The sequence below is a fragment of the Burkholderia sp. Ac-20353 genome, assembly GCF_017104785.1.
Classification (GTDB): domain Bacteria; phylum Pseudomonadota; class Gammaproteobacteria; order Burkholderiales; family Burkholderiaceae; genus Burkholderia.
This window is the reverse complement of sequence record NZ_JAAGPL010000113.1, coordinates 1-18,151: the sequence shown is the minus strand read 5'-3', so window position 1 is coordinate 18,151 and position 18,151 is coordinate 1. Positions and strand designations below refer to the sequence as shown.

Sequence of the window (18,151 nt, the reverse complement as noted above, 5' to 3'; positions counted from 1 at the left end):
GCGCGGTTTCCTGGCTGCGGCGCCGCTCATGCGGTTCCGTTGCGCAGGAAATCCTCGATGATCGTCGCAAAATGCGGCGGTTGTTCCTGCATCGGGTAATGCCCGCAGTTCGGGATCGCGCGCAATTGCGCGTTCGGGTGCCACGCGAGGAAGGTTTCCTTCATCGCGTCCGCGCCGAGCCCCGGATCCTTGTCCCCGACAATCACCAGAAAGCGCGTGTCGAGCCCGCGAACCGCGTCGACGAAGTCGGTGTCGACGAGCATGTCGAGATACGCGAGCTGGCATTCGCGCGCGACGTTTTCGCGGTTTTGCCGCCGCTTGAAGTCGGCCCATTGCGCCGACAACCCACCCGTCACGAACCTCACGAGCCGGCGGAACGCGTCGTCGTCCCCGATCGTGCTGGCAAAGAACGCCCGCGCGTCGTCGCTCAGCCGATTGCCTGCGGCGGAGACCGGACACACGGCAATCGCACTCTTGATCCGCGACGGCGCGTCGGCGGCGACGCGCTGCGTGACCATGCCGGTCATCGAATGCCCGATTACGTGGAAGCGTTGCCAGCCGAGTCGATCGGCGAGTGCGACGCAATCGGCCGCGATCTCGTCGACGGTGTAGTCGCCCGTCAGGTGGCGGGATTTCCCGTAGCCGCGCAGATCGGCAAACACATATGTGAACGTGGTGGTGTCGAGATAAGGCAGCAGCGGATCGTAGTTCGTGTGGTCGCCGAGCCAGTCGTGCAGGACCATCACGCAATCGTGGCCGGTGCCGTGCTGCACGTAGCCGAGGCCGCCGGCCGGATGCTGGAGAGGGGAGTCAGGACGGTTCATTTCAAGACGTTTCCTTTTGGTGGGAGAACCAAAACGAAACGCCCTCCCGGCGAACCGGGAGGGCGTCTTGAAAGTGGCTCGATCGTATCGGCCCGGCAAGCGAAAGTCAACCGGACGATCGGCAATCCCGCCTGATGCGTCACGGCGGGCGACGCCGCGTGCGGTGACCGGCCTTGCCGCCGCGCGACGCAGCCCCCGCATCAACGCCCGATCTGCACCGCCTGCGCGTCGTCGAACGCCGTTGCTTCGCCTTGCTCGCGCCAAGCGTCGATATCGTCGATGCGCTCCGCGATGGTCTTGTCCCACAGCGCATACGCATCGGCGCCGAGCATCAGCCGCAGCGGCGGCGAGTCGCTGTCGATCGCGTCGAGCATCACCGCAACGCCCTTGACCGGATCCCCCATCTGCTTGCCCGCATTGCTGACGAGGTAATCCTCGAACGGCCCGACGACCCTCCGATACACGTCGAGCCGATGCGCGGCGCGCTGCAGCACGTCGCCCGCGAACTCGGTGCGGAACGCACCAGGCTCGACGAGCGTTACGCGGATACCGAGCGGCGCCACCTCCTTCGCGAGCGTCTCGGTCCAGCATTCGAGCGCGAACTTCGCCGCGCAGTACGCGCCGGCACCGGCCACCGTCACGAGTCCGCCGACGCTCGTCAGCGTCAGCACGCGGCCCGCTCGCTGCGCGCGCATCTGCGGCAGGATCGCGCGCGTCATCTCGACCGCCGAGAAGAAGTTGATCTCGAACTGATCGCGCAGCTCGGCGGGCGAGAATTCCTCCACCGCGCCGATCGAGCCACGCCCCGCAATGTTCGCGAGCACGTCGATCCGGCCGAACCGGGCGATCGCCTGCTCGACCGCACGCTCGCGCGCGGCCGCATCGGTGACGTCCATCTGTATCGCCAGCGCGCGGTCTTCATGCCCCTGGACGACAGCCTGCAGCCGCTCGAGCCGCCGCGCGGTGACCACCGCATGATCGCCGCGTGCGAGCACGGCCTGCGCAAGCGCGAGGCCAAAGCCGGACGACGCGCCGGTAATGAACCAGACCTTCTTCACGTGTGACATCGAACATTCTCCCGGAACGAGGTAGGCGCATCGCCAGACCGCGAACATTCAGGCGTGAGCCATGCGTATTGTTCGATCGGATCGCGCCAATCGAACGAGGTTGATTGTTGGGACAGCGGTGATGCCGGGTGAGGCTACGAGACTGCTCCGGCGACGCGAGCAGGTGGGGCGAGGAAGTCATCGTCTGCCACGCGGCGGGTTTCGTCAAGGCTCGGGCAGCGGTGCGCATGCGAATCGCGCAGACGAGAGCGGTGCCGACACGACGATCGCCGCTGTCACGCGCGCCGCACGATCTTTACGTGGATGCCGGCCGGACATACACTCGTCGGCAATCTGCGGCCGGCGCGCGTTGCAACGCTTTCGAACGTCGTCCGCGCAGCCCGGCGAGTCGGCTGCCCATCGAATGACGGAAGGAGGCGACATGGTTGCAGACGCAGCGGCCGCATCAACGTCAGTTCAGTCACGCATCCAGCACGTGTTCGTGCTGATGCTCGAAAACCGGTCGTTCGACCATCTGTTTGCGCTGTCGGGCATCCCGGGCATCGTTGCCGCGACACCGTCGGACAGCAACGTCCATGGCGGCGACGCCTATCCGTTCGGCGGCGGCGCGCCCGCACAGATGCCGACCGATCCCGGCCACGAGTTCACCGACGTCGTCGAACAGCTGTGCGGCGCGGGTGTGGGCTTCCGCAAGGGCCAGCCGTATCCTCCGATCGACAATTCCGGCTTCGTGTCGAACTATGCATCGACCCGCAGCGAAGGCACGCCGCCGCAGCCCGCCGACGTCGGCAAGATCATGCAGGCGGTCGATACGCGCGCGCAGTCGCCGGCGCTGTACGCGCTCGCGACCAGCTTCGTGCTGTGCGACGGCTGGCACGCGTCGCTACCCGGCCCGACCTGGCCGAACCGGTATTTCGTGCACGGCGCGTCGTCGGCCGGCCTCGATCATTCGCCGACCGGGGAAGAAATGGGCGGATGGGAAACCCTCGGCGGCTTCGCTTATCCGCACGGCTCGATTTTCGATGCGCTCGGCGACGATCAGTACCGGCTGTACCAGGACCAGTCGGGGACGCCGTTCGGACACGTGCCGCAGGTCGCATCGCTGAAGGGCATCAGCTTCTTCGATGTCGACGATCTCGCACACTTCGAAACCGACCTCGCTTCGGGCTACACGGCCCGCTACACGTTCATCGAGCCGGCCTACGGCGACATCGTTCACGACACGTACGAGAACGGCACGTCGCAGCATCCGATGGACGGCCTCGCGGGCGGCGACCAGCTCGCGGCGAGCGTGTACAACGCGATCCGCAACTCGCCGTTGTGGGAGTGCAGCCTGTTCGTGATCCTGTACGACGAACACGGCGGCTTCTACGATTCGGTCAGGCCCGGCGCGGCGCCGCCGCCGAATGACGGCGCCGCGGCCACGCTGAACACGAACGGCTTCGGCTTCGACGTCTACGGCGTGCGGGTTCCTGCGATCGTCGTGTCGCCGTGGGTTGCGCGCGGCCAGGTCGACCATACGCTGTACGACCACAGCTCGGTGCCCGCGACCCTCGAACGCCTGTTCAACCTGCCGCCGCTGACCGACCGCGACCGCAACGCGAACGACCTGTTGTCGCTGATCACCGCGACTTGCCGCACGGACTGCCCGCAGAGGATCGGATCATGACCCGGCCCGACACCCGAGACGCGCGCGACGACGAACCGCTGGGCGACGGCACGAGCCTGATGGCGTTCCTGCACATCCTGAAGAAAGCGCATGCGGTGCTGGTCGGTCACGACCACGCGCATCGGCTCTACAGCCAGCTGCGCACGCGCGGCGACGCGAAGCAGTACATCGAGGCGCTGATGCCGCAGTTGCTGCCCGAACGGGAAAAGCGCCGGGCACGACGGCGCGGCGCGCACGCGGGGCCGCACGGACAAAAGTGAGGCCAGGTCGCAACACATTGATTGGTGCGTTGGCCATCCTGCCAAATTGCGCGATACCCCGTCAGTCGTGCACATTCAACGCACTTTCTTGCCGGAAGCGTTTTGCGAGCCTGGTTGCCGCAGACGTCACCCCGAACAATTCGGGCACCGGGCATGTCGCCCGGGACATCTCGCCCGCCTTGACTCGTTAAACAAATTTATGTAGGTTTGCGTTAATGAATCTTGTACTGGATATGTGTATGTCGATTCGCGCCAAAGATGTCGTGCCCATTAGTGAGGCACGCTCGCGACTGACGGAACTGGCCGAGGACGTGGTCGGCGGCGCCGAAAAGGTGCTGACGAAAAACGGCTCCGCGTACGTGGCGATCGTCGACGCACGCAAGCTGGATTACTACCATGCGCTCGAAGCCGAGCACGGTCGGCTGGTCATGCTGGATGATGCGGAGAAGGGGCTCAAGGACGTACTGGCGGGCAGGGTGCAGTCCGAAGAAGAGTTTCGCCAGTCGCTGCGGCGCGCCGGGTCGCGGAACTGATGCGGGTCGATTTCGCGGAGAGCCTCGGGGAACGGCTGCGCGTCCTCGAAGCGTTCATGCTGGCACAAGAGCCGGACGCCGCGCTTGCGAGAATCGACGGTTTGCACGAGGAGATTTTCCGGTTCGTCGACCTCGTCAAGTTGCATCCGAAGATCGGCCGTCCCGCAGATTTTCTTGCCGCCAGTTCGATCGAAGGCCGAATGCGGCTTGACCAGGTGTTGCGGTTGGCGATCGAAGCAGGCGTGCCGGAACTTCGCGAGTACGTGATGCGTGCCCACCTGATGCTGTACGCGCACTCGGATTCGCGTGTCCTGTTGTTGTCGGTGCGCCACCAGCGAGAGCTGGGTTATGTGCCGGATACCGAGTAAGGCTCACTGAATCCGCATCACCAACGCAAACGCGGAGCCGAAGCTCCGCGTTTCGTTCATCCGGCCGCCGGAAGCGGCGGGGCGATCATCACGCCGCCACGCCGCGCGCGCGTGCCATCGTCAGCGCCGTATCCTCGATCATGTCCTCCTGACCGCCGACGAGCCGCTGCCTGCCGAGTTCGACCAGGATGTCGCGCGCGGGCACCTTGTACTTCGCTTCCGCACGCTTCGCGAACAGCAGGAACGACGAATACACGCCCGCATAGCCGAGCGTCAGCGCATCGCGGTCGATGCGGATCGGCGCGTCCATGATCGGCACGACGAGATCCTCGGCGACGTCGGAGATCCTGAACACGTCGACGCCCGTTTCGATCCCCATCCGGTCGCACACGGCGACGAACACCTCCATCGGCGTATTGCCCGCACCCGCACCGAGGCCGGCCGCCGCCGCGTCGATCCGGTTCGCGCCAGCCGCGATCGCCGCGATCGAGTTCGCGACGCCCATCGCGAGATTGTGGTGGCCGTGGAACCCGAGCTCCGTCTCCGGCTTCAGTGCGTCGCGCACCTGGCCGATCCGCGCAGTCACGTCGTCGGGCAGCATGTGGCCGGCCGAATCGGTGATGTAGATGCAGTTCGCGCCATACGACTCCATCAGCTTCGCCTGCGTGACGAGCTGCTCGGGCGCCGACATGTGCGCCATCATCAGGAAGCCGACCGTATCGAGCCCGAGCGTGCGGGCGAGGCCGATGTGCTGTTCCGACACGTCGGCCTCGGTGCAGTGCGTCGCGACGCGGATCGTGCTCACGCCGAGTTCGTGCGCCATCCGCAGATGCTCGACGGTGCCGATGCCGGGCAGCAGCAGCGCGGACACCTTCGCGTGCTTCAGCTCCGGAATCACCGCGCTCAGGTACGCCTCGTCGGTGTGCGCGGGAAAACCGTAGTTGACGGATGCGCCGCCGAGGCCGTCGCCATGCGTGACCTCGATCAGCGGCACGCCGGCCGCGTCGAGCCCGCGCGCGATGCCGCGCATCTGGTCGAGCGAGATCTGGTGGCGCTTCGGGTGCATCCCGTCGCGCAGCGACATGTCGTGGACGGTGATGGTCTTGCCTGCAAGTGACATCGCGTGACTCCTCATGCGGTGGCGGCCGTGTCGGCCAGCATCTGTTCGGCGAAGCGCTCGGCGGTCGCAGCCGCGGCGGCGGTCATGATGTCGAGGTTGCCCGCGTATTTCGGCAGGTAATCGCCGAGGCCCTCGACCTCCATGAACACCGACAAGCGGTTGCCGTCGAACACCGGCCCGTTCTTCAGCGTGTAGCCGGGCACATAGCGCTGCACTTCCTTCACCATCGCGTGCACGGACGCGGTGATCGCGTCGACGTCGGGCGGGCCGTCGGTCAGGCAGTGGATCGTGTCGCGCATGATCAGCGGCGGCTCGGCCGGGTTGATCACGATGATCGCCTTGCCCTTGCGCGCGCCGCCGACCTGTTCGATCGCGCCGGCCGTCGTGCGCGTGAACTCGTCGATGTTGCGGCGCGTACCGGGGCCGACCGAGCGCGACGACACGGTCGCGACGATCTCGCCGTACGCGACCGGCTGCACGCGCGATACCGCATGGACCATCGGGATCGTCGCCTGGCCGCCGCACGTCACCATGTTGACGTTCATCTGCGCGGTGCCGAGATGCGTGTCGAGGTTCACGGGCGGCACGCAGTACGGGCCGATCGCGGCCGGCGTCAAATCGATCATCCGTACGCCGAGCGCGGTGAGCTTGTCCGAGTTGTCGCGGTGCACGTAGGCGGAGGTCGCGTCGAACGCGATCCGGATCTCGTCCGCTGCGACGTGCGGCAGCAGCCCGTCGACACCCTGGTCGGTGGTCTTCAGGCCGAATTCGCGCGCCCGCGCGAGGCCGTCCGACGCGGGGTCGACGCCGACCATCCACACGGGTTCGAGCACCGGCGAGCGGCGCAGCTTGTACAGCAGGTCGGTGCCGATGTTGCCGGGCCCGATCAATGCGCATTTGATCTTCTTCATGCAGGGTTCCTTTGGGTAACGCGAGTCCTTCAGGTTCAGGGTCGGAATCAGACGAAGCGGACGTCGCAGCCGCCGATGCCTTCGATATGCATCGACAGCGCGTCGCCCGCCGCGACGGGAATCAGCTTCGCGAGCGAGCCGGACAGCACGATCTCGCCGGCGAGCAGCGGCACGTCGAACTCGGCGAGCGTGTTCGCGAGCCACGCGACCGCATCGGCCGGGTGGCCGAGCGCCGCGTCGCCGCGGCCGTGCGCAACGGGCTCGCCGTTCTTCTCGATCGTCATCTCGCAAGCGGCGAGGTCGAGCGTGCGCGGATCGACGCGCGCATCGCCGAGCACGTAGACGCCACAGGACGCGTTGTCGGCGACGGTGTCCTCGATCCGGATCGCCCAGTCGCGGATCCGCGAATCGACGATCTCGAAGCACGGCGCGACGGCCGCGGTCGCGGCGATCACGTCGGTGCGGTCGATGCCGGGGCCGCGCAGGTCGCGCGCGAGCAGGAATGCGATCTCGCCTTCGGCGCGCGGCGCGATCAGCGTATCGGCCCGAATCGCTTCTCCGGCTGCGTAGTGCATGCCGGACAGCAGGATCCCGAAGTCGGGCTGCCGCACGTTCAGCATGTCCTGCACGGCCTGGCTCGTCACGCCGATCTTCTTGCCGACCACCGATTCGCCCTGCGTGACGCGCCGTTCGATGAAGCGTTGCTGGATCCGGTACGCGTCGTCGAGCGACAGCCGGCGCGGGCGGCCCGACAGCGGCGTGACGGGCGCACGGGTGCGCCACGCGGCGTACAGCTCGTCGCCAAGCGCCGTATGCAAGCGGGAAGACATGAAAGGGCCCTCGAATTGGAAAAGGCCGCCGTCTCGGGCGGCGAAATGTAACAGGCCGCCGCCTCCGGCGGTGTCGTGCGCCGGAGCAGGGCCCCGGCGCGTGCGTGACAGTCGCAGGTCAGTTGCCCGAGCTGCGAATCCCGTCCGGCGAGAAATACGCTTCGGTGAACTGCGGGCTGTTGTCGAGCTTCGGCATCGGCCCTTCGTTGGTCAGGCGGTCGGCCATGTACGCGCCCGACACGAGGTCGTGGTAGAACACGACGCCCGGATAGAACGTCTTCGCATCGAACGCGTAGAGCGTCGTGGCGACGTTGGTGCGCCAGAGCTGGCCGCGCGCGTCATAGTTGTCGGCGAGCAGCGTGATCCACGAATCCTCGTCAAGGTACAGCACGCGCTTCGCGTACTGGTGGCGATAGCCGTTCTTCAGCGTCGCCTGCAGCACCCACACGCGATGCAGCTCGTAGCGGACGAGCGACGGGTTTTCGTGGCCCTTGCCCAGCAGGTCGTTGTACTTGACCGAGCTGTCCATCGCCTTGTAGTTGTCGTACGGCACGTAGATCTCGCGCTTGCCGAGAATCTTCCAGTCGTAGCGGTCGCCCGAGCCGTTGAACAGACGATCGTCGTCGACGGTGCGGAAGCCGCCCGGGCCCATCGGCTGGTCGTAGCCATATTCGGGCGCCTGCCGCACGCGCCGCGTGCCGGGGTTGTACATCCAGGTGCGCGACGCGTTGTCCGCGCCGGCCTTGTCCCAGTTCGTGAACGACAGGATCAGCGAGCCGCGGTCGGCCAGCGGCAGGTCGGTCGCGACGCGCGCATAGGTGCGGTTGTTCTGGTCGCTCTTCACGTCGTACTTGCCGACGTTGCGCGGCGAGTAGATGTCGTAGCGCACCTTGCCCCACGCGATATTGCCGTCGGAATAGACGACCGCCTGGTCGTAGGTCGCCTGTTCGGTGCCGATCGCCGACGACATGCGCTGGTTCCACAGCAGTTCGGCGGCGGTCTTCGGGATCGGATACGGCGCCTGCGGCGGCGCGTTGGTCAGCCCGTTCGCGTCGGACGTCATCGTCGAATCGGGCGCGTACGTGCGGATGTCCTTGTAGACGGCATCCGTGTAGCGGAAGTCGCGATGGCTCGGGTAGACGACGAGCTTGAAGGTCGCCGGATAGCGCTTGAACATCGCCTTCTGGCCGTCGGTCAGGTGCTCGGCGTACTGCGCCATGTTCTCGGCGGTGATCGTCGCGACCGGTTTCTCGCTCGCGAACGGATCCGGGTAGCGGCCGCCGCGCTTGTACTGCACGTCCGGCGGCGTGCCGAGCCATTTGCCCGACCACTCGGGCACGCCGCTGTCCTTGCTTGCGGCGCGCACTGCGCCCATCGGCGTCAGTTGGCCGTCGAGCGCCTTCAGATCGTCCGATGTGACCTTCGGGAACGACGCCGTCGCGACGACCGCGCACGCGGCCATCACCGACGCGCGCAGGAGGGGGAGATGAATTCGTTTCATGGCAGTCCTCTTCTTGCTGGATGACGAGCGGCCGGGCCGCTCAGAAGTGGTAGGTCGCCGTGGCGAGCACGTAGTCGCGATCCGCGAGCGGGCGCGTGACGGGGTTCGGCGAGCCGAGGAACTTCGCGTAGACGAGCGACAGCTGCAGGTTGCTCAGGCGCGTGAAGGTCACGCCGGCGGTCACGCGGTGGTCGCCCTGGCCCGTCAGCGAGCCGAGCGCGCCCGCGAGCGGCGACGTGCCCGTCAGGTCGTGCGCGTAGGTCAGCGGCACGTCGAGATCCCAGCCGTTGAACACGTTCTTGTAGCTGAGCGTCCACGCGACCTCGAGTGCGAGCGCATTGCGCGAGTTCGTGAGCGTCGTCGAGCCGTCGAGTTCCGAGATGCTGCCCGCATGCACGTAGGTGATTTCGCCGGTCAGCGACTGCGAGTTCGCGAGGAAGCTCGGCCCGATCGTGTAGATGCCGGACAGGTTGGTCTGCAACACGTTCGCGCGGGTCGACTGCGGGCCGGTCGGTGTATTGACGAGCACCGCCGCGCCTTGCCGGTACGACACTTCGCCGGCGACGTTGACAGGGCCGACCTGCGTCGAGAAGCTCGCGCCGGTCAGCTTGATGTTGCTGAAATAGGTCTGCTGGTACTGGAGTGTCGGAAAGAACGTCGTGACGACGCTCGGGTTCATGTCGTTGTAGTGCAGGTGGTACAGGCCCAGCTCGGTGTCGCCGAATACGCGGAAGCGCGCGCCGATCCCCCACTGGTTGCGAGCGCTCGGCTTGTCGTCCGGGCCGCGCGGGATCCGCATCCCGCCCGGGCCGATGATGAATTGCGCGCCGGGGCCCGTGACGTCGGAGTAGCTCCAGTACGTGCCGGGCGAGGTCAGCCGGTTTTGCTGGAACGAGAACTGGTAGTAGCCGAGCAGGCTGAAGTTCGGCGTGATCTGCCACTGCGTCGAGATCTGCGGCACCGGCAGCAGGATGTCCTTCACTTCCGCGCCCGCGACGTACGACTTGGTGGCGTCGGACGGCCCCTGCGCGCCCGCGATGTTCGGGAAGAACAGGCTTTCGCCCCACGCGACGACCTGGTCGCCGACCTTCACGTTCAGGCGCGTCGCGCCGATCTTGAACGTGTTGTACGCATACGCGGCGAGCAGCGTCGTATGGCCGCCCGACCAGTAGCGCGCGTCGCTCGTGAAATCGTTGAACTGGCCCGAGTGGTTCACCGTGCCGGGCGCGTCGTTGTAGTTCGGGCGGCGATACGCCTGGTCGTAGAACGTATCCGCGCGTACGAACACACCCCAGTCGTCATGCTTCAGGTTCACTTCGCCGAGCAGGCTGACCTGGTTCTCGATCAGCTTGTTCTTCGCGAAGTTGCGGTCGCCGTCGTCGCCGTTGATGTTCGCGGGCGTCAGCAGGTTGCCGCTCGGCGCACGCGTGCGCATCCCGATCCCGTAGCTGAGCTGGAACATGTAGTCGAGCGTCGTATCGGCGCCAAGCTCGATCGTGGTGCCGGCATGCGCGGTGGGCGCGCATGCGAGCAGCGCGGCGGCGAGCGTCGACAGCGTGGCGGTGGCCCGCTTGTCGGTATGGCGCGAAATCCGTTGATGCATGGTGTCTCCTCTGGGGGTATCGACGACGGTCGACTGTGTGTGTTGTCGTGAGTGGCAGAGTAGGGAGATCGCGGTAGCAGGGAATCGTCAAAATGAACTAGAGGACATCCCTAAGGGCTGCTGATGTTGGCCACCGCGCGACGCGTGCAAGGACGCAGCCAGCCGTGTGCCGCACGCTCGTTCACTGCGCTGCGGCCTGTGCGGCGGCCAGGAACGCGGGCCGTTCGCCGCCGCCGTCGAGCCGCAGGTTCGCGCCGGACGCATACGCGGCGTCCGGCGATGCGAGGAACAGGCATGCGGATGCAACGTCGTCGGGTGTCGCGAGGCGGCCGGCCGGAATCGTCGCGCAGATCGACGCGAGCGCGTCCGCGTCGCCGTAGTGGCCGCCGGCGGCCGCGTCGGTATGCACGAGGCTCGGGCTGATCGCGCACACGCGCACGCGCGGCGCCCATTCGACCGCGAGCGAGCTCACCGCGTTGACGAGACCCGCTTTCGCGGCGCCATACGCGGCCGTGCCCGGCGACGGCCGCGACGCGCTGACGCTCGCGATGAACAGCATCACGCCGCCGCCCGGCTGCGGCTGCATGATCGCGTTCACCCGCTGCGCGAGCTGCAGCGGCGCGATCAGGTTCAGGCGCACGATCGACTCGGTGAAGCGCGGCGACGCGTCGGCCGCGAGCGCGAACGGCGAGCCGCCCGCATTGTTGACGAGCACGTCGAGGCCGCCGGCCGTCCGGCGGATCGTGTCGAGCATCGCGTCGACCTGCTCGATGTCGCGCAGGTCGGCCGCAATGAACGCGGCTTCGCGGCCGCCGGCCGCGGGCGGCGTGTCGGGCGCGCTGCGTGAGCAGACGAATACCCGCGCGCCCGCCGCGACGAAACGTTCGGCGATGCGCCGCCCGATGCCCTTGGTGCCGCCCGTCACGAGCACCGTCTTGCCGCTGTAGTCGAATCCGTTCATCGGTCTGTCTCCATCTCAGGTGGAGCCGATGATAGGAAGATCCGCGCGCGGCTTCGTAGTCTGAAAGGATGATGCCGGCCTGGGCGGGGGGCGCAATCATCCGGTTACGCATTCCGCGACCGACGAAGGAGACAACCAGCCATGACCACCCCAACGACCGTGCCGGGCGGCACCTTCACCGACGTGCCCGGCGGTTTGCGGCTCCACCATTTCGAGGCGGGCGCGGGCCGGCCCGTGGTGTTCATCCACGGTAGCGGCCCCGGCGCGAGCGGCTTCAGCAACTTCAAGCACAACTACCCGGCGTTCGCGGCGGCCGGCTACCGCGCGATCGTCGTCGACCTGCCGGGCTACGGCCAGTCGTCGAAGCCGTCCGACGTCGCGTATACGCTCGATTTCTTCGTCGGCGCGCTGCGCGCGCAGCTCGACGCGCTCGGCGTCGGCCCTGCCGTGCTGCTCGGCAATTCTCTCGGGGGCGCGATCGCGCTGAAGTACGCGCTCGACTACCCGGATAGCGTCACGGGGCTGATCATGATGGCGCCCGGCGGCGTCGAGGATCGCGACACCTATTTCCGGATGGAAGGGATCCAGCGGATGGTGCAGCTGTTCACCAATCGGCAGATGAATCGCGACACGATGCGCGAGTTGCTGACACTTCTCGTGCACGATCCGGCGCTCGTCACCGACGCGCTCGTCGACGAGCGGATGAAGGTGTGCGTCGAGCAGCCGACCGAGGTGCTGTCGACGATGAGCGTGCCGAACCTGACCGGCGCGCTCGCCGACGTGCGCTGCCCGATGCTCGGTTTCTGGGGCACGGACGACCGGTTCAATCCGGTCGCCGGCGCGCTGAAGTTCCTCGAGCGCTGCCGCGACGCGCGCTTCGTGCTGATGAACCGCTGCGGCCACTGGGTGATGGTGGAACACGCCGACTATTTCAATCGGGAATGCGTCGATTTTCTCGCGACGCTGGATGCGCGATAAAGCGGGTTGCCCAACGGATATCAATGGAGACATGATGAAACTCATCGAAGACCTGTTCGACCTGCGCGGCAAGGTCGCCGCGATCACCGGCGCGGCACGCGGGATCGGTGCCGAAACGGCGCGCACGCTGGCCGCCGCGGGCGCGACGGTCGCGATCCTCGACGTGCTGTCGCCGCAAGCCGAGGCACTCGTCGACGAGATCCGCGCGCAGGGCGGCCAGGCCGTGTACTGGTGGCTCGACGTGACGCGCGAGGCCGACGTCACGCGCGTGTTCGGCGAGATCGCCGCGCGCTTCGGCCGGCTCGACGTGCTCGTCAACAACGCCGGCATCGACGGGCCGAACCGGCCGACGCACGAGCTCACGCTCGAACAATGGCAGCGCGTGCAGGACGTGAACGTGAACGGCGTGTTCCTGTGCACGCGCGCCGCGATTCCGCACCTCGAGGCGGCCGGCGGCGGCTCGGTCGTGAACCTGTCGTCGATGTACGGGATCGTCGGCGGCCCGGACGTGCCCGCATACCACGCGTCGAAGGCCGCGGTGCGGATGATGGCGAAGGTCGACGCGATGCTGTACGCGGCGAAGAACATCCGCGCGAACTCGGTGCACCCCGGCTATATCCGCACGCCGATGCTCGAGGACGCGTTCCGGCATATGGGGCAGGACCCGGACGCCGCGTTCGAGTACATGCAGACGCACGTGCCGCTCGGCAAGATCGGCAGCCCGCGCGACATCGCTGCCGGCATCCTGTATCTCGTGTCGCCGGCCGGCCGCTACGTGACGGGCGCGGAGCTCGTGATCGACGGCGGATACACGGCGCGCTGATGCGGCGCGGCCACGCAACGGAACAGGAGACACGCAGTTGAAAGTGCTGGTGGCGGTGAAACGGGTGGTGGACGCGAACGTGAAGGTTGGCGTGAAGAGCGATCAGTCGGGAGTCGACATCGCGAACGTGAAGATGTCGATGAACCCGTTCGACGAGATCGCGGTTGAAGAAGCCGTTCGTCTGAAGGAAGCGGGAGTGGCGACCGAAGTGGTCGCGGTGTCGGTCGGTGTCGCGCAGGCGCAGGAAACGCTGCGTACGGCGCTGGCGATCGGCGCGGATCGCGCGATCCTCGTCGAGTCTAATGACGGTGTCGAGCCGTTGGGAGTCGCGAAGGTGCTGAAGGCGCTGGTCGACAACGAGCAGCCGCAACTGGTGATCCTCGGCAAGCAGGCAATCGATGACGATTCGAACCAGACCGGGCAGATGCTGGCTGCGCTCGCGGGCCTGCCGCAGGCGACGTTCGCGTCGAAGGTTGTGATAGCCGATGGCAGGGCGACGGTTGCGCGTGAAGTCGATGGCGGCGCGGAAACGCTGTCGCTTGCGCTGCCGGCGGTCGTGACGACAGACTTGCGCCTGAACGAGCCGCGCTATGTAACGCTGCCGAACATCATGAAGGCGAAGAAGAAGCCGCTCGAAACGCTTAAGCCGGCAGACCTCGGCGTGGACGTGACTCCGCGTCTGAAGACGCTGAAAGTGGCCGAGCCGCCGAAGCGGGCGGCCGGCGTGAAGGTGCCGGACATGGCGACGCTGGTCGAGAAGCTGAAGACCGAAGCGAAGGTGCTGTAAGGAGCGGATAGAGATGACGATTCTGGTAATTGCCGAACACGACGTTCCGACCGAAGGCGCTTCGGGAGACCACGCATTGATCAAGGCCGCCACGTTGAACACCGTGGCGGCGGCACGCCGCATCGCCGCGTTCGGCGGCGGCGACATTCATGTGCTGATCGCGGGACACAACGCGCAGCACGCGGCCGATGCGGCGGCGAAGATTGCGGGTGTTTCGAAAGTCCTGCTCGCCGACGCGCCGCAACTGGCCGAAGGCCTCGCGGAGAACGTCGAAGCAACCGCGCTGACCATCGCGAAGGAGTATTCGCACATCCTCGCCCCGGCCACCGCGTACGGCAAGAACATCGCGCCACGCATTGCCGCCAGGCTCGATGTCGCGCAGATATCGGACATCACGGCGGTCGTCAGCGACGACACGTTCGAGCGCCCGATCTACGCGGGCAATGCAATCGCAACGGTGCAGTCTGCCGATCCGGTCAAGGTGATCACCGTACGCGCGACGGGCTTCGACCCGGTGGCCGCCGTTGGCGGCAGCGCGGCGATCGAGAAGATCGAAGCAGCCGCCGACGCGGGGATGTCGCAATTCGTGAGCCGTGAAGTGACGAAGCTCGACCGTCCGGAGCTCACGTCGGCGAACATCATCGTGTCGGGTGGCCGCGGTCTGGGCAGTGGCGAAAACTACGCAAAGGTACTCGAACCGCTGGCGGACAAGCTGCAAGCGGCCCTCGGCGCATCGCGCGCCGCAGTCGACGCCGGCTACGTGCCGAACGACTACCAGGTGGGCCAGACCGGCAAGATCGTCGCGCCGCAGCTGTACATCGCGGTGGGTATCTCGGGCGCGATCCAGCACCTCGCCGGGATGAAGGATTCGAAGGTGATCGTCGCGATCAACAAGGATCCCGAAGCACCGATTTTCAGCGTCGCCGACTACGGCGTCGTTGGCGATCTGTTCACGCTCGTGCCCGAAGCCGCGGCCGTGCTCTGATCCGCGTCGCGCAGACGCATCCACCGACCCCACACAGCGGACCGATCAATGACGCTTTTCGAATTCAACGGTGTCCCGCCGCGCGTGCACGCGTCCGCCTACGTGCATCCGAGCGCGGTCGTGATCGGCGACGTGACGATCGGCGCGCGCTGCTACATTGGTCCGCATGCGAGCCTGCGCGGCGACTTCGGCGCGATCGTCATCGAGGACGGCAGCAACGTGCAGGACGGCTGCGCGCTGCACGTCGGCATCCGCGAGACCTGCCGGCTCGGCGTGAACAGCCACGTCGGCCATGGCGCGATCGTCCACGGCGCGACGCTGCTGCCCGACACGATGATCGGGATGAACGCCGTCGTGATGGACGGCGCGACGATCGGCGCAAAGACCATCGTCGCCGCTTGCGCGTTCGTGAAGGCCGGGTTCGACGTGCCGCCCGGCATGCTGCTCGCGGGCGTGCCGGGGCGGGTGGTGCGTCGCCTGAGCGATGCCGAGATCGACGCGAAGGCGCACGGCACGCGGCTCTATCAGCAGCTTGCGGAGGATTGTCTGCGTACGCTCAAACGGATCGACGGATGACCGCTTCGCAGCGATCCGCCGGCTCGCACCGCCGGCGAACTGCGAACGATGCAACAGCAGCGCAGTGCAACAAACGACCACGGAAAACACGCGAATGATCCAGATCCTCGACGAAATCACGCTTGCGCCCGAGCGCATACCGGACGTGCTCGCGCTGCTGCGCGAGCACTACCTGCCGAGCCATGCCGCGCGCGGCCTCACGTCGCACAGCCGCTGGGTGTCGCCACCGGTGGCGATAGCCGGGCAGGCCAGCACGCTGTGGCTGTCGTGGCAGGTCGCGGACGCGCCGGCCTACTACCGGCTGCGCGCACTGACGAACGCGGACGTGATCGCGTTCTGGTCCGGCGTTGATGCGCTCTGCGACACGCGGCGCCGCCACGTGATGACCGACGCCGACGCGCCGCTGCCGTTCGTGCCGGAGGCCGGCCATGCGGCATGACACGGCCCAGGTATTCGTCGCCGACAACAGCGACCTCCACACACTCGAACGCACGCTGCACGACCGCGCGAGCGCGCTGCCCGGCGTGGGTCGCGTGCATCTGTCCCGCAACCTCGAAGGGAGCTGGGGCGCGGGCGGCCTCACGCTCGACCTAATCCGCGACGGCGACGCGCCAGACATCGAATCCGCGTCCGCCGCGCTGGCGACGCTGCCGGGCGTCGCGCGCATCGACGCAGCCGCGTGCCGCCCGGTCGGCGGCGGCGCACGCGAACCGGGGCTGCGCAACGGCATCTGGCGCACGCTGATGCTGCACACCCGCGCACAGGCCACCGGCGCACAGATTGCGGCGCTCGAACGCGACCTGCTGCGGATGCCGGCCTGCATGCCGGGCATCCGCAACTGGCGCCTGAGCCGGGTCGCCGCGCCCGGCAGATGGACGCATGTCTGGCAGCAGGAGTTCGCGCGGGTCGACGACCTGCTCGGCGAATACCTGCTGCATCCGTTTCACTGGGGCTGGGTCGACCGCTGGTTCGACCCCGAGCATCCCGACTGGACGGTCGACGCGATCTCGCATGCGTTCTGCCCGCTGGCGTCGAGCCTGCTGGCGCCCGACGATTCATCAAAGCACCCAACCCACAACCGATGACAAAAGGAGACACCACGATGCGAGCCATGCTGATCGACCGCGTCGGCCACTCGGATGCGCTGCGGCTGGCCGACGTGCCGAAACCGGAACCGGGCCCCGGCGACGTGCTGATCCGCGTTGCCTGCGCGGGCGTCAACCCGGCCGACTGGAAATGCCGGGAAGGCTACCTCGGCGCGTTCATGCAGTACACGTTCCCGTTCGTGATCGGCTTCGACGTCGCAGGTGTCGTCGAGGCGGTCGGCGCGGGCGTCGACGGCTTCGCACCCGGCATGCGCGTGTTCGCGCAGACCGACGTCGGCGCCGGCAAGTGGGGCGCCTATGCGGAGTACACGGCCGTGCGCCACGACTCGGTCGTGCGGCTGCCCGACACGCTCGGCTTCGCGGAAGCGGCGACGGTGCCGACCCCGGCGCTCGCCGCGTGGACGGGGCTGTTCGACGACGGCGGCCTGCAACCCGGCCAGAAGGTGCTGGTCCACGGCGGCGCCGGCGCGGTGGGGACGTTCGCGATCCAGTTCGCGGCGCGTGCGGGCGCCGAGGTCGCCGCAACCTGCAGCGCGGCCAACCGTCCGTTCGTCGAATCGCTCGGCTGCGCGCACAGCATCGACTACCGCGCGCAGGACGTGCACGACACCGTCCGTGGATGGGCGCCCGGCGGCGTCGATCTCGTGCTCGACGCGGTCGGCGGCGGCACGCTGCCTCGCGCGCTCGACCTGCTGGCGCCGGGCGGAACGCTCGCAAACATCATGACGCTCGTTGCCGAAGACGTGGAGCGGCTGGCCACGATTGCGTCGGAAGCGGCCCGGCGCGGGCTGCGCACCGCGATGACCTTCAGCCGCATGCCGAGCGGCGAGCGGCTCGGCCGGATCGCCGCGCAGCTCGCGGACGGCCGCGTGCGCGTGCCGCGCTTCGAACGCCTGCCGCTCGAACAGGCTGCGCGGGCGCTGGACCTCGTTCAATCGGGCGACGCGAAAACCAAGCTGGTGCTGCATGTTGCGGATATCGCCGGCTGAGCGCATCGCTCCGGATCAATCGACCGACAACATGCCGACACGAGACTGACAAGCTACCAACAAGACTCCGACAAAGAGGACACGCAATGACCGACACCCGAACCCGAGCCCTCGCGGGCAAAGTCGCGCTCGTCACCGGCGCGAGCCGCGGCATCGGCCGCGCGATCGCGCAGCGCCTCGCGTCCGAAGGCGCGACCGTTGTGGTGACCGCGCGCAGCCTCACGCAATCGGCGAGCGCCGCCGGCACGCTCGCCGAAACA

General features: G+C 67.3%; 21 protein-coding genes. 13 read left to right on the top strand and 8 right to left on the bottom strand.

The window, feature by feature from the left end:
• Positions 1 to 26: 26 nt before the first annotated feature.
• Both G3N94_RS26530 and G3N94_RS26525 read right to left on the bottom strand, forming a co-directional pair.
• Positions 27 to 824: an alpha/beta hydrolase gene (locus tag G3N94_RS26530; RefSeq protein ID WP_205795504.1), complete on the bottom strand. Its 798-nt coding sequence runs from the start codon at positions 822 to 824 to the stop codon at positions 27 to 29.
• 200 nt (positions 825 to 1,024) lie between these two features.
• Positions 1,025 to 1,891 carry an oxidoreductase gene (locus G3N94_RS26525; RefSeq protein ID WP_205795503.1) on the bottom strand — a complete coding sequence of 289 codons (867 nt, stop codon included), beginning with the start codon at positions 1,889 to 1,891 and terminating at the stop codon, positions 1,025 to 1,027.
• Between the two features lie 421 nt (positions 1,892 to 2,312).
• On the opposite strand from G3N94_RS26525, the gene G3N94_RS26520 reads away from it, so the two are divergent.
• From G3N94_RS26520 to G3N94_RS26505, 4 genes are all read left to right on the top strand, one after another.
• Positions 2,313 to 3,560, top strand: a complete 1,248-nt coding sequence (locus G3N94_RS26520) for an alkaline phosphatase family protein (protein ID WP_205795502.1) — start codon at positions 2,313 to 2,315, stop codon at positions 3,558 to 3,560.
• On the top strand, positions 3,557 to 3,820 hold the full coding sequence (locus G3N94_RS26515; protein WP_205795501.1) for a hypothetical protein: 264 nt from the start codon (positions 3,557 to 3,559) through the stop codon (positions 3,818 to 3,820). The genes G3N94_RS26520 and G3N94_RS26515 overlap by 4 nt, the downstream gene beginning before the upstream one ends.
• A gap of 239 nt (positions 3,821 to 4,059) precedes the next feature.
• Positions 4,060 to 4,353, top strand: coding sequence for a type II toxin-antitoxin system Phd/YefM family antitoxin (locus tag G3N94_RS26510; RefSeq protein ID WP_205795500.1), 294 nt, complete (start codon positions 4,060 to 4,062; stop codon positions 4,351 to 4,353).
• A complete protein-coding gene (locus G3N94_RS26505) occupies positions 4,353 to 4,721 on the top strand; it encodes a hypothetical protein (RefSeq protein WP_205795499.1) in 369 nt (122 codons plus the stop codon). The genes G3N94_RS26510 and G3N94_RS26505 overlap by 1 nt, the downstream gene beginning before the upstream one ends.
• Before the next feature lie 88 nt (positions 4,722 to 4,809).
• On the opposite strand, the gene dmpG is transcribed toward G3N94_RS26505, so the two are convergent.
• The 6 genes from dmpG to G3N94_RS26475 all read right to left on the bottom strand — a co-directional run bounded on the left by dmpG (position 4,810) and on the right by G3N94_RS26475 (position 11,647).
• The gene (gene dmpG, locus G3N94_RS26500; RefSeq protein ID WP_205795498.1) at positions 4,810 to 5,841 is read right to left on the bottom strand and encodes a 4-hydroxy-2-oxovalerate aldolase; all 1,032 of its coding nucleotides are present in this window, start codon (positions 5,839 to 5,841) and stop codon (positions 4,810 to 4,812) included.
• Positions 5,842 to 5,852: 11 nt separating this feature from the next.
• Positions 5,853 to 6,752: an acetaldehyde dehydrogenase (acetylating) gene (locus G3N94_RS26495; protein ID WP_205795497.1), complete on the bottom strand. Its 900-nt coding sequence runs from the start codon at positions 6,750 to 6,752 to the stop codon at positions 5,853 to 5,855.
• Between the two features lie 47 nt (positions 6,753 to 6,799).
• Complete coding sequence (dmpE, locus tag G3N94_RS26490) at positions 6,800 to 7,582, bottom strand: 2-oxopent-4-enoate hydratase (protein WP_205795496.1); 783 nt, start codon at positions 7,580 to 7,582, stop codon at positions 6,800 to 6,802.
• A 118-nt stretch (positions 7,583 to 7,700) separates the two neighbouring features.
• Positions 7,701 to 9,083, bottom strand: coding sequence for a DUF1329 domain-containing protein (locus G3N94_RS26485; RefSeq protein WP_205795495.1), 1,383 nt, complete (start codon positions 9,081 to 9,083; stop codon positions 7,701 to 7,703).
• Positions 9,084 to 9,123: 40 nt separating this feature from the next.
• Positions 9,124 to 10,686 (bottom strand): DUF1302 family protein, encoded by a 1,563-nt coding sequence (locus tag G3N94_RS26480; protein WP_205795494.1) that lies wholly within the window; start codon positions 10,684 to 10,686, stop codon positions 9,124 to 9,126.
• A 181-nt stretch (positions 10,687 to 10,867) separates the two neighbouring features.
• Entirely contained in the window at positions 10,868 to 11,647 is a 780-nt protein-coding gene (locus G3N94_RS26475; protein ID WP_205795493.1) for an SDR family oxidoreductase, read from the bottom strand.
• A 141-nt stretch (positions 11,648 to 11,788) separates the two neighbouring features.
• Between G3N94_RS26475 and G3N94_RS26470 the strand changes: the two genes are divergently transcribed.
• From G3N94_RS26470 to G3N94_RS26430, 9 genes are all read left to right on the top strand, one after another.
• Positions 11,789 to 12,625 carry an alpha/beta fold hydrolase gene (locus G3N94_RS26470; RefSeq protein ID WP_205795492.1) on the top strand — a complete coding sequence of 279 codons (837 nt, stop codon included), beginning with the start codon at positions 11,789 to 11,791 and terminating at the stop codon, positions 12,623 to 12,625.
• 34 nt (positions 12,626 to 12,659) lie between these two features.
• Positions 12,660 to 13,448, top strand: a complete 789-nt coding sequence (locus tag G3N94_RS26465) for a glucose 1-dehydrogenase (protein WP_205795491.1) — start codon at positions 12,660 to 12,662, stop codon at positions 13,446 to 13,448.
• Between the two features lie 37 nt (positions 13,449 to 13,485).
• A complete protein-coding gene (locus G3N94_RS26460) occupies positions 13,486 to 14,235 on the top strand; it encodes an electron transfer flavoprotein subunit beta/FixA family protein (protein WP_205795490.1) in 750 nt (249 codons plus the stop codon).
• 13 nt (positions 14,236 to 14,248) lie between these two features.
• Positions 14,249 to 15,220 (top strand): FAD-binding protein, encoded by a 972-nt coding sequence (locus G3N94_RS26455; protein ID WP_205795489.1) that lies wholly within the window; start codon positions 14,249 to 14,251, stop codon positions 15,218 to 15,220.
• A gap of 48 nt (positions 15,221 to 15,268) precedes the next feature.
• Positions 15,269 to 15,796: a transferase hexapeptide repeat family protein gene (locus G3N94_RS26450; RefSeq protein WP_205795488.1), complete on the top strand. Its 528-nt coding sequence runs from the start codon at positions 15,269 to 15,271 to the stop codon at positions 15,794 to 15,796.
• 94 nt (positions 15,797 to 15,890) lie between these two features.
• Positions 15,891 to 16,235: a hypothetical protein gene (locus G3N94_RS26445; RefSeq protein WP_205795487.1), complete on the top strand. Its 345-nt coding sequence runs from the start codon at positions 15,891 to 15,893 to the stop codon at positions 16,233 to 16,235.
• Positions 16,225 to 16,881: a Dabb family protein gene (locus tag G3N94_RS26440; RefSeq protein ID WP_205795486.1), complete on the top strand. Its 657-nt coding sequence runs from the start codon at positions 16,225 to 16,227 to the stop codon at positions 16,879 to 16,881. Before G3N94_RS26445 ends, G3N94_RS26440 begins: the two co-directional genes overlap by 11 nt.
• Before the next feature lie 17 nt (positions 16,882 to 16,898).
• Complete coding sequence (locus G3N94_RS26435; RefSeq protein ID WP_205795485.1) at positions 16,899 to 17,891, top strand: NADP-dependent oxidoreductase; 993 nt, start codon at positions 16,899 to 16,901, stop codon at positions 17,889 to 17,891.
• Positions 17,892 to 17,977: 86 nt separating this feature from the next.
• Positions 17,978 to 18,151 (top strand): SDR family NAD(P)-dependent oxidoreductase (locus G3N94_RS26430; protein WP_205795513.1); only part of this gene is annotated, 174 nt, incomplete at its 3' end.

Bases quoted from the DNA above. Each gene is read 5' to 3' on its own strand.
- G3N94_RS26530 (WP_205795504.1), bottom strand. From the start codon at position 824: ATGAACCGTCCTGACTCCCCTCTCCAGCATCCGGCCGGCGGCCTCGGC.
- G3N94_RS26525 (WP_205795503.1), bottom strand. From the start codon at position 1,891: ATGTCACACGTGAAGAAGGTCTGGTTCATTACCGGCGCGTCGTCCGGC.
- G3N94_RS26520 (WP_205795502.1), top strand. From the start codon at position 2,313: ATGGTTGCAGACGCAGCGGCCGCATCAACGTCAGTTCAGTCACGCATC.
- G3N94_RS26515 (WP_205795501.1), top strand. From the start codon at position 3,557: ATGACCCGGCCCGACACCCGAGACGCGCGCGACGACGAACCGCTGGGC.
- G3N94_RS26510 (WP_205795500.1), top strand. From the start codon at position 4,060: ATGTCGATTCGCGCCAAAGATGTCGTGCCCATTAGTGAGGCACGCTCG.
- G3N94_RS26505 (WP_205795499.1), top strand. From the start codon at position 4,353: ATGCGGGTCGATTTCGCGGAGAGCCTCGGGGAACGGCTGCGCGTCCTC.
- dmpG (WP_205795498.1), bottom strand. From the start codon at position 5,841: ATGTCACTTGCAGGCAAGACCATCACCGTCCACGACATGTCGCTGCGC.
- G3N94_RS26495 (WP_205795497.1), bottom strand. From the start codon at position 6,752: ATGAAGAAGATCAAATGCGCATTGATCGGGCCCGGCAACATCGGCACC.
- dmpE (WP_205795496.1), bottom strand. From the start codon at position 7,582: ATGTCTTCCCGCTTGCATACGGCGCTTGGCGACGAGCTGTACGCCGCG.
- G3N94_RS26485 (WP_205795495.1), bottom strand. From the start codon at position 9,083: ATGAAACGAATTCATCTCCCCCTCCTGCGCGCGTCGGTGATGGCCGCG.
- G3N94_RS26480 (WP_205795494.1), bottom strand. From the start codon at position 10,686: ATGCATCAACGGATTTCGCGCCATACCGACAAGCGGGCCACCGCCACG.
- G3N94_RS26475 (WP_205795493.1), bottom strand. From the start codon at position 11,647: ATGAACGGATTCGACTACAGCGGCAAGACGGTGCTCGTGACGGGCGGC.
- G3N94_RS26470 (WP_205795492.1), top strand. From the start codon at position 11,789: ATGACCACCCCAACGACCGTGCCGGGCGGCACCTTCACCGACGTGCCC.
- G3N94_RS26465 (WP_205795491.1), top strand. From the start codon at position 12,660: ATGAAACTCATCGAAGACCTGTTCGACCTGCGCGGCAAGGTCGCCGCG.
- G3N94_RS26455 (WP_205795489.1), top strand. From the start codon at position 14,249: ATGACGATTCTGGTAATTGCCGAACACGACGTTCCGACCGAAGGCGCT.
- G3N94_RS26450 (WP_205795488.1), top strand. From the start codon at position 15,269: ATGACGCTTTTCGAATTCAACGGTGTCCCGCCGCGCGTGCACGCGTCC.
- G3N94_RS26445 (WP_205795487.1), top strand. From the start codon at position 15,891: ATGATCCAGATCCTCGACGAAATCACGCTTGCGCCCGAGCGCATACCG.
- G3N94_RS26440 (WP_205795486.1), top strand. From the start codon at position 16,225: ATGCGGCATGACACGGCCCAGGTATTCGTCGCCGACAACAGCGACCTC.
- G3N94_RS26435 (WP_205795485.1), top strand. From the start codon at position 16,899: ATGCGAGCCATGCTGATCGACCGCGTCGGCCACTCGGATGCGCTGCGG.